At 72.7% G+C, this 12,637-nt stretch carries 17 protein-coding genes; 16 read left to right on the forward strand and 1 reads right to left on the reverse strand.

The window, feature by feature from the left end; translation table 11 throughout:
* The first annotated feature begins 1 nt into the window (after nt 1).
* From ACQKM2_RS27880 to hisF, 5 genes are read left to right on the forward strand one after another with little or no spacing between them, the layout of a single operon-like run.
* Nucleotides 2-169 carry a hypothetical protein gene (locus tag ACQKM2_RS27880; RefSeq protein ID WP_266838544.1) on the forward strand — a complete coding sequence of 56 codons (168 nt, stop codon included), beginning with the start codon at nt 2-4 and terminating at the stop codon, nt 167-169.
* Nucleotides 166-807 carry an imidazole glycerol phosphate synthase subunit HisH gene (gene hisH / locus ACQKM2_RS27885; protein ID WP_405981113.1) on the forward strand — a complete coding sequence of 214 codons (642 nt, stop codon included), beginning with the start codon at nt 166-168 and terminating at the stop codon, nt 805-807. The genes ACQKM2_RS27880 and hisH overlap by 4 nt, the downstream gene beginning before the upstream one ends.
* Nucleotides 807-1,535, forward strand: coding sequence for a bifunctional 1-(5-phosphoribosyl)-5-((5-phosphoribosylamino)methylideneamino)imidazole-4-carboxamide isomerase/phosphoribosylanthranilate isomerase PriA (gene priA, locus ACQKM2_RS27890; protein ID WP_385770893.1), 729 nt, complete (start codon nt 807-809; stop codon nt 1,533-1,535). The genes hisH and priA overlap by 1 nt, the downstream gene beginning before the upstream one ends.
* Complete coding sequence (locus ACQKM2_RS27895; protein WP_427714538.1) at nt 1,532-1,918, forward strand: RidA family protein; 387 nt, start codon at nt 1,532-1,534, stop codon at nt 1,916-1,918. Before priA ends, ACQKM2_RS27895 begins: the two co-directional genes overlap by 4 nt.
* Nucleotides 1,915-2,670 (forward strand): imidazole glycerol phosphate synthase subunit HisF, encoded by a 756-nt coding sequence (hisF, locus tag ACQKM2_RS27900; protein ID WP_007263572.1) that lies wholly within the window; start codon nt 1,915-1,917, stop codon nt 2,668-2,670. The genes ACQKM2_RS27895 and hisF overlap by 4 nt, the downstream gene beginning before the upstream one ends.
* 69 nt (nt 2,671-2,739) lie before the next feature.
* On the opposite strand, the gene ACQKM2_RS27905 is transcribed toward hisF, so the two are convergent.
* On the reverse strand, nt 2,740-3,372 hold the full coding sequence (locus ACQKM2_RS27905; protein ID WP_427714541.1) for a TIGR03085 family metal-binding protein: 633 nt from the start codon (nt 3,370-3,372) through the stop codon (nt 2,740-2,742).
* Nucleotides 3,373-3,456: 84 nt separating this feature from the next.
* Between ACQKM2_RS27905 and hisI the strand changes: the two genes are divergently transcribed.
* The 11 genes from hisI (at nt 3,457) to lgt (ending at nt 12,578) form a co-directional block, all read left to right on the forward strand.
* Nucleotides 3,457-3,822, forward strand: a complete 366-nt coding sequence (gene hisI, locus ACQKM2_RS27910) for a phosphoribosyl-AMP cyclohydrolase (protein ID WP_125816875.1) — start codon at nt 3,457-3,459, stop codon at nt 3,820-3,822.
* Nucleotides 3,823-3,841: 19 nt separating this feature from the next.
* The gene (locus tag ACQKM2_RS27915; RefSeq protein WP_427714543.1) at nt 3,842-5,332 is read left to right on the forward strand and encodes an anthranilate synthase component I; all 1,491 of its coding nucleotides are present in this window, start codon (nt 3,842-3,844) and stop codon (nt 5,330-5,332) included.
* Nucleotides 5,333-5,346: 14 nt separating this feature from the next.
* On the forward strand, nt 5,347-5,985 hold the full coding sequence (locus tag ACQKM2_RS27920; RefSeq protein WP_427714545.1) for a TIGR02234 family membrane protein: 639 nt from the start codon (nt 5,347-5,349) through the stop codon (nt 5,983-5,985).
* A gap of 109 nt (nt 5,986-6,094) precedes the next feature.
* Nucleotides 6,095-6,346: an HGxxPAAW family protein gene (locus ACQKM2_RS27925; RefSeq protein ID WP_427714547.1), complete on the forward strand. Its 252-nt coding sequence runs from the start codon at nt 6,095-6,097 to the stop codon at nt 6,344-6,346.
* Nucleotides 6,347-6,414: 68 nt separating this feature from the next.
* Nucleotides 6,415-6,918: a DUF2752 domain-containing protein gene (locus tag ACQKM2_RS27930; RefSeq protein ID WP_427714548.1), complete on the forward strand. Its 504-nt coding sequence runs from the start codon at nt 6,415-6,417 to the stop codon at nt 6,916-6,918.
* A gap of 181 nt (nt 6,919-7,099) precedes the next feature.
* Nucleotides 7,100-7,909: an indole-3-glycerol phosphate synthase TrpC gene (gene trpC, locus ACQKM2_RS27935; protein WP_007263565.1), complete on the forward strand. Its 810-nt coding sequence runs from the start codon at nt 7,100-7,102 to the stop codon at nt 7,907-7,909.
* A gap of 8 nt (nt 7,910-7,917) precedes the next feature.
* The gene (trpM, locus tag ACQKM2_RS27940; protein ID WP_405981123.1) at nt 7,918-8,127 is read left to right on the forward strand and encodes a tryptophan biosynthesis modulator TrpM; all 210 of its coding nucleotides are present in this window, start codon (nt 7,918-7,920) and stop codon (nt 8,125-8,127) included.
* 208 nt (nt 8,128-8,335) lie between these two features.
* Complete coding sequence (gene trpB / locus ACQKM2_RS27945; RefSeq protein ID WP_427714550.1) at nt 8,336-9,589, forward strand: tryptophan synthase subunit beta; 1,254 nt, start codon at nt 8,336-8,338, stop codon at nt 9,587-9,589.
* On the forward strand, nt 9,586-10,404 hold the full coding sequence (trpA, locus tag ACQKM2_RS27950) for a tryptophan synthase subunit alpha (protein ID WP_427714552.1): 819 nt from the start codon (nt 9,586-9,588) through the stop codon (nt 10,402-10,404). Before trpB ends, trpA begins: the two co-directional genes overlap by 4 nt.
* 95 nt (nt 10,405-10,499) lie before the next feature.
* On the forward strand, nt 10,500-11,450 hold the full coding sequence (locus tag ACQKM2_RS27955) for a DsbA family protein (RefSeq protein WP_427714554.1): 951 nt from the start codon (nt 10,500-10,502) through the stop codon (nt 11,448-11,450).
* Between the two features lie 90 nt (nt 11,451-11,540).
* Complete coding sequence (gene lgt / locus ACQKM2_RS27960; RefSeq protein WP_427714556.1) at nt 11,541-12,578, forward strand: prolipoprotein diacylglyceryl transferase; 1,038 nt, start codon at nt 11,541-11,543, stop codon at nt 12,576-12,578.
* The last annotated feature ends 59 nt before the right edge of the window (nt 12,579-12,637 follow it).

A 12,637-nucleotide genomic window follows, 5' to 3' on the forward strand; every position in this document is an offset into this window, starting at 1 on the left:
AGTGAACGGCCTGAACACCATCCTGATCGTCCTCGGCCTGTTCCTGGCCGGGGGCGTCTACTCCTTCCAGAAGCAGAAGATGCCGAAATCGGTGATCATTCTGCTCGCCCTCGGCTCCGTGATGTGTCTGGCCGCGGGAGTCCTGCGAATCCAAGGAATCTGGGAATGAGCGCCAAGAAGAACGTCGTCGTCTTCGACTACGGCTTCGGCAACATCCGTTCCGCCGAGCGCGCCCTCGCGCGCGTCGGCGCGGACGTCGAGATCACCCGCGACTACGACAAGGCCATGGACGCCGACGGGCTCCTCGTGCCCGGTGTCGGCGCCTTCTCCGCCTGCATGAAGGGCCTCAAGGACGCGCGCGGCGACTGGATCATCGGCCGCCGGCTGTCCGGCGGGCGGCCCGTCATGGGCATCTGCGTCGGCATGCAGATCCTCTTCGAGCGCGGCATCGAGCACGGCGTGGAGACCGAGGGCCTCGACGAGTGGCCCGGCACCGTCGGCCCGCTGAAGGCCCCCGTCGTCCCGCACATGGGCTGGAACACCGTCGAGGCCCCGGCCGACAGCCAGGCCTTCGCCGGGCTGGACGCCGACGCCCGCTTCTACTTCGTGCACTCCTACGCGGCCCACGACTGGACGCTGGAGGTCACCAACCCCCGGATCAAGGGCCCCAAGGTCACCTGGGCCACGCACGGCGAGCGGTTCGTCGCGGCGGTGGAGAACGGCGCCCTGTGGGCCACCCAGTTCCACCCCGAGAAGTCCGGCGACGCCGGAGCCCAGCTCCTCACCAACTGGATCGAGACCCTCTGATGCCGAACACGCTTGAACTGCTCCCCGCGGTCGACGTCCGCGACGGCCAGGCCGTACGCCTGGTGCACGGCGTGTCGGGCAGCGAGACCTCCTACGGCTCCCCGCTGGAGGCGGCCCTCGCCTGGCAGGCGTCCGGCGCCGAGTGGCTGCACCTCGTCGACCTGGACGCCGCCTTCGGCACCGGCGACAACCGCGCCCTGGTCGCCGAGATCACCCGTGCGATGGACATCAAGGTCGAGCTGTCCGGCGGCATCCGCGACGACGCCACGCTCGCCGCGGCCCTCGCCACCGGCTGCACCCGCGTCAACCTCGGCACCGCCGCCCTGGAGACCCCCGAGTGGGCCGCCAAGGCCATCGCCGAGCACGGCGACCGGATCGCCATCGGCCTCGACGTGCGCGGCACCACTCTCAAGGGCCGCGGCTGGACCAGCGAGGGCGGCGACCTCTACGAGACCCTCGCCCGCCTGGACTCCGAGGGCTGCGCCCGCTACGTCGTCACCGACATCGGCAAGGACGGCACGCTGACCGGCCCCAACCTGGAGCTGCTGCGTAACGTCTGCGCCGCCACCGACCGGCCCGTCGTCGCCTCCGGCGGCGTGTCGTCCCTGGACGACCTGCGGGCGCTGTCCGAGCTGGTCCCGCTGGGCGTCGAGGGCGCGATCGTGGGCAAGGCCCTGTACGCCAAGGCCTTCACCCTGGAAGAGGCCCTGGAGGCGGTGCGCGCATGAGCTCCGCGGAAGTGCGCCGGATCTCCTCCGGCGGCCCCTACGAGGACGTGATCGGCTACTCGCGCGCCGTCGCCCTCCCCAACGGCCTGGTGCTGGTCTCCGGCTGCACCGCCGCCGACGCGGGCGGCCCGTACGACCAGACGGTCAAGGCCTTCGAGGTCGCCTTCAAGGCGCTCGCCGAGGCCGGCCTGGGCGCCGAGGACGTGGTCCGCACCCGGATGTACCTCACCCACGCCCGGGACGTGGAGGAGGTGGGCCGCGCCCACAAGGCCCTCTTCGACGCGGTCCGCCCCGCCGCCTCCATGATCATCGTGTCCGGCTTCGTCGACCCGAACATGGTCGTCGAGGTGGAGGTAGAGGCGTACAAGGAGACCGCGCGATGACCCTCGCCGTACGAGTGATCCCCTGCCTGGACGTGGACAACGGCCGGGTCGTCAAGGGCGTCAACTTCCAGAACCTGCGCGACGCCGGCGACCCGGTGGAGATGGCCAAGCTGTACGACGCCGAGGGCGCCGACGAGCTGACCTTCCTCGACATCACCGCCTCCTCCGGCAACCGCGAGACCACCTACGACGTGGTGCGGCGCACCGCCGAGCAGGTGTTCATCCCGCTCACGGTCGGCGGCGGCGTCCGCACGGCCGACGACGTCGACAAGCTGCTGCGGGCCGGCGCCGACAAGGTGGGCGTCAACACCGCCGCCATCGCCCGCCCGGAGCTGATCCAGGAGATCGCCGAGCGCTTCGGCCGCCAGGTCCTCGTCCTGTCGGTCGACGCCCGCCGCACCGAGACCGGCTCCTTCGAGGTCACCACCCACGGCGGCCGCCGGGGCACCGGCATCGACGCCGTCGAGTGGGCGCACCGCGCGGCCGAACTGGGCGCCGGGGAGATCCTGCTGAACTCCATGGACGCCGACGGCACCAAGGACGGCTACGACACCGAGATGATCGCGGCCGTGCGCCGGCACGTCACCGTCCCGGTCATCGCCTCGGGCGGCGCCGGCAAGCTGGAGCACTTCGCGCCCGCCATCGGCGCGGGCGCCGACGCGGTCCTCGCCGCCTCGGTGTTCCACTTCGGCGACCTGCGGATCTCCGAGGTCAAGGGAGCCCTGCGCGAGGCCGGCCACCCGGTCCGCTGAGTCGACGTCCGGTCCCGGCCGCCCCGCGCGGGGCGGCCGGCACCGGACCGTGCCGGGCGCGTCGAAGGATCAAATGCCCAGCTGGGCCACCGTCAGCTTCGCGACGGCCTCCTTCTCCCCGTCCAGTTCCACCGCGGCCGAGTTCTGCCGGCCGAAGCAGAACAGCGTCAGCTCCCCCGGCTCCCCGGTGACCGTCACCACCGGTACGCCCTTGTGCGCCACCGCCGTGCGCCCGTCGGGGCGGCGCAGCACCAGGCCCACCGGCGAGCGGCGGCCCGTCAGCCGGGCCAGCTTCTCCAGCCGGGACCAGAGCGCGTCCGAGAACACCGGGTCCAGCGTCCGCGGCGACCAGTCCGGCTGGGCGCGCCGCACGTCCTCCGCGTGGACGTAGAACTCCACCGCGTTCGCCGCCTCGTCGATCTGCTTCAGCGCGTACACGGACAGCTTCGGCGGGCCGGTGCGGATCAGCTGGACGAGCTCCTCGTACGGCTTGGCCGTGTACTCGGCCATCGCCCGGTCGAGGCGGTCCTTCAGCACGTTCAGCAGCAGCCCGCCCGCCGCGTCGGGGCGGCGCTCGCGCACCACCACGTGCGCCGCGAGGTCCCGGCAGGTCCAGCCGTCGCACAGCGTCGGCGCCTCCGGTCCCGCCGCCTCCAGGAGGTCCGCCAGCAGCAGCCGTTCACGCTTCGCATGGGTAGACATGCGGGCCAGCCTACGGCCGCGCCCCGTCGCGCGGCTGCCCATCAGGCGGACGGTGATCCGTAAAGGGTCCTTCCGCGCGGCACAATGGGGCCCATGAGTACGTCCTCCCTCGACCCCGCCGTCGCCGCCCGCCTCAAGCGCTCCCCGGACGGCCTGGTCCCGGCCATCGCCCAGCAGTACGACACCGGTGAGGTGCTCATGCTCGGCTGGATGGACGACGAGGCCCTGCACCGCACCCTCACCACCGGCCGCTGCACCTACTGGTCCCGCAGCCGCCAGGAGTACTGGGTCAAGGGGGACACCTCCGGCCACTTCCAGTACGTGAAGTCCGTCGCCCTCGACTGCGACGCGGACACCGTGCTCGTCAAGGTCGACCAGGTCGGCGCCGCCTGCCACACGGGCGCCCGCACCTGCTTCGACGACGATGTCCTTTTCAGCGACGCCCGCTAGCCAGTTAGGGTCCCACCCCATGGATCTCGAGACGTTCCGCAAGCTCGCGGCCGACCGCCGTGTCATCCCCGTCAGCCGCAGGCTGCTGGCCGACGGGGACACCCCGGTCGGGCTCTACCGCAAGCTGGCCGCCGAACGCCCCGGCACCTTCCTGCTGGAGTCCGCCGAGAACGGCCGCTCCTGGTCCCGCTACTCCTTCGTCGGCGTGCGCAGCGACTCCACCCTCACCGTCAAGGACGGCCAGGCGCACTGGATCGGCACCCCGCCCGTCGGCGTCCCCACGGCCGGCGACCCCCTGGAGGCCCTGCGCGCCACCGTCGAGGCCCTGCACACTCCCCGCGACCTCGCGGGCGGAATGCCGCCCTTCACCGGCGGCATGGTCGGCTACCTCGGGTACGACATCGTCCGCCGCCTGGAGCGCATCGGCGAGCACGCCGAGGACGACCTGGAGCTGCCCGAGCTGACCATGCTCCTCACCTCCGACCTGGCGGTCCTGGACCACTGGGACGGCACCGTCCAGCTGATCGCCAACGCGATCAACCACAACGACCTGGACTCCGGGGTCGACGAGGCCTACGCCGACGCCGTCGCCCGCCTCGACGCCATGGAGGCCGACCTCGCGCGGCCCGCGCCGTACGCCCCGGCCCCGCTGCCCGCCTCCGAGCTGCCGGAGTTCTCCGCGCTGTGGGGCGGCGAGAAGTACCAGGCGGCCGTGGAGGACGTGAAGGAGCGGATCCGGGCCGGCGAGGCCTTCCAGGTGGTGCCCTCGCAGCGGTTCGAGACCCCCTGCGAGGCGTCCGCGCTGGACGTCTACCGGGTGCTGCGGGCCACCAACCCGTCCCCGTACATGTACCTCTTCCGCTTCGAGAACGGCTTCGACGTCGTCGGCTCCAGCCCCGAGGCGCTGGTCAAGGTTGAGGACGGCCGGGCCATGGTCCACCCGATCGCGGGAACCCGGCACCGGGGCGCGACCCCGCAGGAGGACAACGACCTCGCCGAGGAGCTGCTGGCCGACCCGAAGGAGCGCGCCGAGCACCTCATGCTCGTCGACCTGGGCCGCAACGACCTGGGCCGGGTGTGCGAGCCGGGCTCCGTGGAGGTCGTCGACTTCATGAGCATCGAGCGGTACTCGCACGTCATGCACATCGTCTCCACCGTCACCGGCCGGGTCGCCGAGGGGAAGAGCGCCTTCGACGTGCTGACGGCCTGCTTCCCCGCCGGCACCCTCTCCGGCGCGCCCAAGCCGCGCGCCATGCAGATCATCGAGGAGCTGGAGCCCTCCCGGCGCGGCCTGTACGGCGGCTGCGTCGGCTACCTCGACTTCGCGGGGGACTCCGACACGGCCATCGCCATCCGCACCGCGCTGCTGCGCGACGGCACGGCGTACGTGCAGGCCGGGGCGGGCGTGGTCGCGGACTCGGTGCCCGAGCTGGAGGACCGGGAGTGCCGCAACAAGGCCGCCGCCGTGCTCCGCGCCGTCGGAGCGGCGAACCGCCTCCACCGCGGCTGAGGCCGTAGGGGATAGTGGGGTACGTGAGTGCCGTACCCCACCCCCCCAGCGAGGCCGAGGCCCCCGACAGCAGCACCGGCCGCCGCACCGTGGCCGTCGCCCTGCTGCTCGGCGCGCTCGGCTCCACCGTCGTCCTGCTCGCCTCCGGCCGCACCTGGGCCCGTGGCAGCGCCTCCATCGGCGGCGGGACCCTGCCCCTGACCGCGGACGGGCGGGCCGTCACGGGCCTCCCGGCGGCCCTGGCCATCGTCGGCCTCGCCGCCCTGGTCGCCGTGTTCGCCGTACGGGGCCGGGGGCGGCTGCTGGTCTCCGGGCTGCTCGCGCTGAGTGGTCTGGGCGCGGCCCTGGCCGCGGTGGCCGCCGCCGACGACCGGGCCGCGCTGGACGAGCGGGCCGCCACCGCGACCGCCGACACCGCCGCCCGGGTGGTGGAGCTGACCCATACGGCGTGGCCGTACGTCACCGCTTCCGGCGCTGCCCTGATCCTGCTCGCGGGACTGCTCGCGCTGCGCTTCGGCAGCGGCTGGCCCGCGATGGGAGGCCGCTACGAGCGCGACGGGAGCCCCCGCGGGCGCACCCCGGCCCCGGTGGACCCGGACCGGCCGGAGGACCTGTGGAAGGCACTGGACCGCGGCGAGGACCCCACCCGCTAGAACGGGCCGCCGGAGATCGCCACCCACTGGAGAAACCGGCGGCGCCGTGCGGGACAATGACAGCGAGCGTGCGGCACCGCACGCGAGACAGAGCAACGAGGAGCAACTCATGGCGGGCACGAGCCACGGACACACCCCGGCCGCCTGGACCGGTGTCGTCATCGCCTTCATCGGTTTCTGCGTATCCGGCGCCTTCATGGTGCTGGCGAACCCGCTCGGGTTCTGGGCCGGCATGGTCGTCGTCGCGCTCGGCGGTGTGGTCGGCCTCGCGATGCGTGCCGCCGGCATGGGCGCGCCGAAGGCCACCCACCGCGACCTCGCCGAGGTCATCGCCGCCAACCGGGTCGCCGCCAAGGTCTGAGCGTGACCCCGCGGGTCTGCCGGTCCGCTGTTCGAAAGGCGCGGCCCCGTCGGGCTGCGCCTTTTGTCATGAGCGGAGAGAATCAGCGGGTGGAAGCCTCTCGTACCGACGCCCCGCACGCCCCGCACGCGGGCCCCTGGGGGCCGCCGCCTGGCGGGGCGCCCGTGCGGGCCTCCCGGGCCCGGCGGCTGGCCGCCCCCGTGCTGACCCTGGCCGGGGCCGTGGCGGCCTTCGCGTACCTGGGCGTGGTGGACCCGAACGAACCGGGGCACTATCCGGTCTGCCCGCTGTTCCGGCTGACCGGGGTGCTGTGCCCCGGCTGCGGCGGGCTGCGCAGCGCCCACGCCTTCGCCACCGGCGACCTGCCGGCGGCGCTGGGCGCCAACGCCGTGGCGGTGGCCGGCTACCTCGTCTTCGCCGCCTTCACGGCCCTGTGGCTGCTGCGGGCCTTCCGCGGGGGCCCGGTTCCCCGGATCGCGCTGCGGCCGGCCTGGTGGTGGGGGATCGGGGCCGTGGTGCTCGCATTCTCGATTGTCCGGAACCTCCCGTTCGGTTCCGCGCTGGCCCCCTGACCCCGGCGGAGGCCTTGGGGGAACTACGGGAAGGCCATATTCCGAGTGTCCAGTCCCTGGGAAACCGAGAACTCCGTGCGGAGGCCTCGGCGACCTGCGGATACCATTTGAGTGCTGACCTTGCAGTGGAACGTGTCTGCAAGGCGGCCGACCGTCATCGACCCGGAAGGGGGCCGCTCGCGTGAGTGTGCTCGACGAGATCATCGAAGGGGTCCGCGAAGACCTTGCCGAACGGCAGGCCCGCGTGAGCCTCGACGAGCTCAAGGAGCGTGCCGCCAAGGCGCCCCAGGCCAAGGACGGCGTCGCCGCCCTGCGTGGCGACGGCGTCAAGGTGATCTGCGAGGTCAAGCGCTCCAGCCCCTCCAAGGGCGCGCTGGCCGCGATCGCGGATCCGGCCGGGCTCGCCGCCGATTACGAGGCCGGCGGGGCGGCGGTCATCTCCGTCCTCACCGAGCAGCGCCGCTTCGGCGGCTCGCTCGCCGACCTGGAGGCCGTCCGCGCACGCGTGGACATCCCGATCCTGCGCAAGGACTTCATCGTCACGGCGTACCAGCTGTGGGAGGCCCGCGCCTACGGCGCCGACCTCGTGCTGCTGATCGTCGCGGCCCTGGAGCAGGAGGCCCTGGTCTCCCTCATCGAGCGGGCCGAGTCCATCGGCCTCACCCCGCTCGTCGAGGTGCACGACGAGGAGGAGATCGAGCGTGCCGTCGCCGCCGGCGCCAAGATCATCGGCGTCAACGCGCGCAACCTGAAGGACCTCAAGGTCGACCGCTCCACCTTCGAGCGCGTCGTCGGAGAGATCCCGCCCCACATCGTGAAGGTCGCCGAGTCCGGCATCCGCGGACCCCACGACCTGATCGCCTACGCCAACGAGGGCGCCGACGCCGTCCTCGTCGGCGAGTCCCTGGTCACCGGCCGCGACCCGAAGGCGGCCGTGGCCGACCTCGTCGCCGCCGGCGCCCACCCCGCCCTGCGTCACGGGCGGAGCTGACCACTCCCATGCCTCCCGCCTCCTCCTCCGTCCGCACCCGCCCGGGCCACGGCCCGGCCGGCGTGCCGACGGCGCACGCGCCGCTGGCGCGCGGCTGCCGCCCCCGCGGCTGCCGCGCCCCGGCCCGCCGCGTGCACGGCAGGCGGGTGCGCTACGTGATCGGGTCCGAGCCCGGACAGGTCAACGGCATGCGATGGCGCGGCACGACCGCGTCGTAACGGCGGCCCCTCCGGCCCGGTACCCCTGACGTATCCGGCCGGGGCCCCTCGTACGGCCCCGCCCCCCTTCGTGGGCGCGGGCCGTCCCGTCCGTACGCCTCCCACCCCCTCAGCGGGGTGCGCGGGCGGCGGACCGGCGGCGCAATACGGTGCATCCAGCCCGCGTCGAGCGAAGCCTCGCATTCCGTACCCGTAGGAGTAGTGGCACATGTCCACCAGCTCGTTCTTCATCCCGGACCCGGAGGGTCACGTCCCCAACACCGAGGGCTACTTCGGTGACTTCGGCGGCAAGTTCATCCCGGAGGCCCTCGTCGCCGCCGTGGACGAGGTCGCCGTCGAGTACGAGAAGGCCAAGGGCGACCCGGCCTTCGCCGCCGAGCTCAACGACCTCATGGTCAACTACACCGGCCGGCCCAGCGCCCTGACCGAGGTGCCCCGGTTCGCCGAGCACGCCGGCGGCGCCCGGATCTTCCTCAAGCGCGAGGACCTCAACCACACCGGCTCGCACAAGATCAACAACGTGCTGGGCCAGGCGCTGCTCACCAAGCGCATGGGCAAGACCCGCGTCATCGCCGAGACCGGCGCCGGCCAGCACGGCGTGGCCACCGCCACCGCCTGCGCCCTCTTCGGCCTCGACTGCACCATCTACATGGGCGAGATCGACACCCAGCGCCAGGCCCTCAACGTGGCCCGCATGCGCATGCTCGGCGCCGAGGTCATCGCCGTGAAGTCCGGCTCCCGGACCCTCAAGGACGCCATCAACGAGGCGTTCCGCGACTGGGTCGCCAACGTGGACCAGACCCACTACCTCTTCGGCACCGTCGCCGGCCCGCACCCCTTCCCGGCCATGGTCCGCGACTTCCACCGCGTCATCGGCGTCGAGGCCCGCCGCCAGATCATCGAGCGCGCCGGGCGGCTCCCCGACGCCGTCGCCGCCTGCGTCGGCGGCGGCTCCAACGCCATCGGCCTCTTCCACGCCTTCATCCCCGACGCGGACGTCCGCCTGGTCGGCTTCGAGCCCGCCGGACACGGCGTGGAGACCGGCGAGCACGCCGCCACCCTCACCGCGGGCGAGCCCGGCATCCTGCACGGCTCCCGCAGTTACGTCCTCCAGGACGAGGAGGGCCAGATCACCGAGCCCTACTCCATCTCCGCCGGCCTGGACTACCCGGGCATCGGCCCCGAGCACTCCTACCTCAAGGACACCGGCCGCGGCGAGTACCGCGCGGTCACCGACGACGCCGCCATGCAGGCCCTGCGCCTGCTGTCGCGCACCGAGGGCATCATCCCGGCCATCGAGTCGGCACACGCCCTCGCGGGCGCCCTCGACCTGGGCAAGGAGCTGGGCAAGGACGGCCTCATCGTCGTCAACCTGTCCGGCCGCGGCGACAAGGACATGGACACGGCCGCCCGCTACTTCGGGCTGTACGACGGCGCTGAGGCCGAGGGGGAGAACAAGTGAGCAACCAGGGCAACATCGAACTGCTGAGCGCGACCCTCGCCAAGGCCAAGTCCGAGGACCGCGCGGCCCTCGTCGCCTACCTCCCGGCCGGCTTCCCGACCGTCGACGGCGGCATCGAGGCCGTCAAGGCGATCATCGAGGGCGGCGCCGACGTCGTCGAGATCGGCCTGCCCCACAGCGACCCGGTCCTGGACGGCGCCGTCATCCAGACCGCCGACGACATCGCCCTGCGCGGCGGCGTCAAGATCGCCGACGTGCTGCGCACCGTCCGCGAGGCCTTCGAGGCCACCGGCGTCCCGATCCTGGTCATGACGTACTGGAACCCCATCGACCGCTACGGCGTCGAGCGGTTCACCGCCGAGCTGGCCGCCGCCGGCGGCGCCGGCTGCATCCTCCCCGACCTGCCGGTCCAGGAGTCCGCGCTGTGGCGGGAGCACGCCGCCGAGCACGGTCTGGCGACCGTCTTCGTCGTGGCGCCCAGCAGCAAGGACGAGCGCCTGGCGACCATCACCGCCGCCGGCTCCGGCTTCGTCTACGCCGCCTCCCTCATGGGAGTCACCGGCACCCGCGAGTCCGTCGGCAACGAGGCCCAGGAACTGGTGCGCCGCACCCGCGCCACCACCGACCTCCCGGTCTGCGTGGGCCTGGGCGTCTCCAACGCCGTACAGGCCAAGCAGGTCGCCGGATTCGCCGACGGTGTGATCGTCGGCTCGGCCTTCGTGAAGCTCCTCCTGGACGCCCCGGACCTGCCGACGGGCCTCACGGCCGTGCGGGCGCTGGCGGGCGAGCTTGCGGAAGGCGTACGCAGGTCCTGACCCCGGGCGGGCACGGGACGAGGTTCTGTAGCCCGATCGGGTGGATTCGGCAGCGGGGAGGCACGCGAGTGCCTCCCCGCTTCGTTTGGCCGAACGTGAGCGAGAAGAACGACGGTGCGAACCGCGATGCGACGAAACGATCGGCCCGGGAGCGACTCCAGCAGGAGCGCGAGCGGCAGAAGAGCCGGGACAAGCGGCGGCGGACCTTCCTGGTCGCCGGGGCGGTCGTCGGCGTGCTCGGCCTGGCCGCCGTCGTCGGCGTGATCGCGGCCAACGTCGGCAAGGGCGACAAGGCCGCCAAGTCCGGCCCGGTGGCCGCGCCCTCCGGAGCCACCGGCAAGGACGCGCTCGCCATCCAGACCGGCAAGAACGAGGCCAAGTCCACCCTCACGGTGTGGGAGGACTTCCGCTGCCCCGCCTGCAAGGCCTTCGAGGACAACTACCGCACCACCATCCACGACCTGGAGGCCAAGGGGCTGCTCAAGGTCGAGTACCACCTGGTCACCCTGATCGACGGGAACATGGGCGGCACCGGCTCCCTGAAGGGGGCGAACGCCGCCGCCTGCGCCCAGGACGCCGGCAAGTTCTCCGCGTACCACGACGTCCTCTTCCAGAACCAGCCGCCCGAGACCGACGACGCCTACGGCAAGAACGCCAAGCTGCTGGAGCTGGCCGGCAAGGTCGACGGACTGGACACCCCCGCCTTCCGCTCCTGCGTGGAGGACGGCACCCACAACAGCTGGGTGGGCAAGTCGCACGAGGCCTTCCGCGACGGGAAGTTCCGGGGCACCCCCACCGTGCTGCTCGACGGCAAGGACATCTTCTCCGACCAGGCGAACCCGCTGACCCCGCAGAAGCTGAAGGAGAAGGTCGAGGGCACCGGAGGCAAGACCGCCCCGTCGCCGTCGGCGTCCCCCTCCGCGTCCGCGTCCGGCAGCAGCGGCTCCAAGACCGGCTCCAAGGCCTCCACGGCCACCGGCTCCGGTTCCGCATCCGGTTCCGGTTCCGGCTCCCGGGCGGGGGCCGGCACGGGGTCGGGAGGCTGACCCGGGCGGCCCCGCCATGTGTGGTTTTGGTTTCAGCTTGCCGGGCGGGTTGCGGTCCGTACCGCCCGGCAGGGTAGCGTCAGGTCTGCCATGGACCTTGCTTACATCCCCAGCCCGTCGACCGGCGTGATCCATCTCGGACCGATCCCGCTGCGCGGCTACGCGTTCTGCATCATCATCGGCGTCTTCGTCGCCGTCTGGCTCGGCAACAAGCGGTGGATCGCGCGCGGCGGAAAGCCGGGCACGGTCGCGGACATCGCCGTGTGGGCGGTGCCGTTCGGCCTGGTCGGCGGTCGCCTCTACCACGTGATCACCGACTACCAGCTCTACTTCGGCGAGGGCCGGGACTGGGTCGACGCCTTCAAGATCTGGGAGGGCGGCCTCGGCATCTGGGGCGCCATCGCGCTCGGCGCGGTCGGCGCCTGGATCGGCTGCCGCCTGCGCGGCATCCCGCTGCCCGCCTGGGCCGACGCGCTCGCCCCGGGCATCGCCATCGCCCAGGCCTTCGGCCGCTGGGGCAACTGGTTCAACCAGGAGCTGTACGGCCGCGCGACCGACCTGCCGTGGGCGCTGAAGATCAGCGACGGCCCGAACCGGGTCGCCGGCACCTACCACCCGACCTTCCTCTACGAGTCCCTGTGGTGCCTGGGCGTCGCCGCCCTCGTCATCTGGGCCGACCGGCGCTTCAAGCTGGGACACGGGCGGGCGTTCGCGCTGTACGTGGCGGCCTACTGCTCCGGGCGCGTGTGGATCGAGTACATGCGGGTCGACGAGGCGCACCACATCCTGGGCCTGCGGCTGAACGTGTGGACCGCGATCGTGGTCTTCGTGCTCGCGGTGGTGTACTTCGTGCTCTCGGCGAAGCTGCGGCCGGGGCGGGAGACGGTGGTCGAGCCGGGTCCGGCCGCCGAGGCCGAGGCCGTCCCGGCCGAGCCGAAGGACGGCAAGGCCGACGCCGAGGCCGTCCCGGCGGGTGCGGAGGCCGAGGCCGTCGCGGGGCCGGCCGAGCCGAAGGACGCCGCTGCCGGGCCGGCCGAGGCCGAGGCCGGGGCCAAGGCGAAGCCGACCAGTCTCACGAAGGCCGCGGAGGCCGACAAGAGTTCCGGAGGGGGATTCTGGTCGGTCTAGCCCGCGCGGGTGAAAGGCCGTGAAAGGGCCCGGCGCCGGAGCACTAAGGTGCGCCCAGG

Source organism: Streptomyces sp. NPDC004126 (assembly GCF_050275515.1).
Lineage (GTDB): Bacteria > Actinomycetota > Actinomycetes > Streptomycetales > Streptomycetaceae > Streptomyces.

Coding starts and splice junctions, on each gene's coding strand:
- ACQKM2_RS27925 (WP_427714547.1), top strand. CDS start 6,095: ATGGCGGGCACGAGCCACGGACACACCCCGGCCGCCTGGACCGGTGTC.
- hisH (WP_405981113.1), top strand. CDS start 166: ATGAGCGCCAAGAAGAACGTCGTCGTCTTCGACTACGGCTTCGGCAAC.
- hisF (WP_007263572.1), top strand. CDS start 1,915: ATGACCCTCGCCGTACGAGTGATCCCCTGCCTGGACGTGGACAACGGC.
- lgt (WP_427714556.1), top strand. CDS start 11,541: ATGGACCTTGCTTACATCCCCAGCCCGTCGACCGGCGTGATCCATCTC.
- ACQKM2_RS27915 (WP_427714543.1), top strand. CDS start 3,842: ATGGATCTCGAGACGTTCCGCAAGCTCGCGGCCGACCGCCGTGTCATC.
- trpB (WP_427714550.1), top strand. CDS start 8,336: ATGTCCACCAGCTCGTTCTTCATCCCGGACCCGGAGGGTCACGTCCCC.
- ACQKM2_RS27930 (WP_427714548.1), top strand. CDS start 6,415: ATGAGCGGAGAGAATCAGCGGGTGGAAGCCTCTCGTACCGACGCCCCG.
- ACQKM2_RS27895 (WP_427714538.1), top strand. CDS start 1,532: ATGAGCTCCGCGGAAGTGCGCCGGATCTCCTCCGGCGGCCCCTACGAG.
- hisI (WP_125816875.1), top strand. CDS start 3,457: ATGGGGCCCATGAGTACGTCCTCCCTCGACCCCGCCGTCGCCGCCCGC.
- ACQKM2_RS27905 (WP_427714541.1), bottom strand. CDS start 3,372: ATGTCTACCCATGCGAAGCGTGAACGGCTGCTGCTGGCGGACCTCCTG.
- trpM (WP_405981123.1), top strand. CDS start 7,918: ATGCCTCCCGCCTCCTCCTCCGTCCGCACCCGCCCGGGCCACGGCCCG.
- priA (WP_385770893.1), top strand. CDS start 807: ATGCCGAACACGCTTGAACTGCTCCCCGCGGTCGACGTCCGCGACGGC.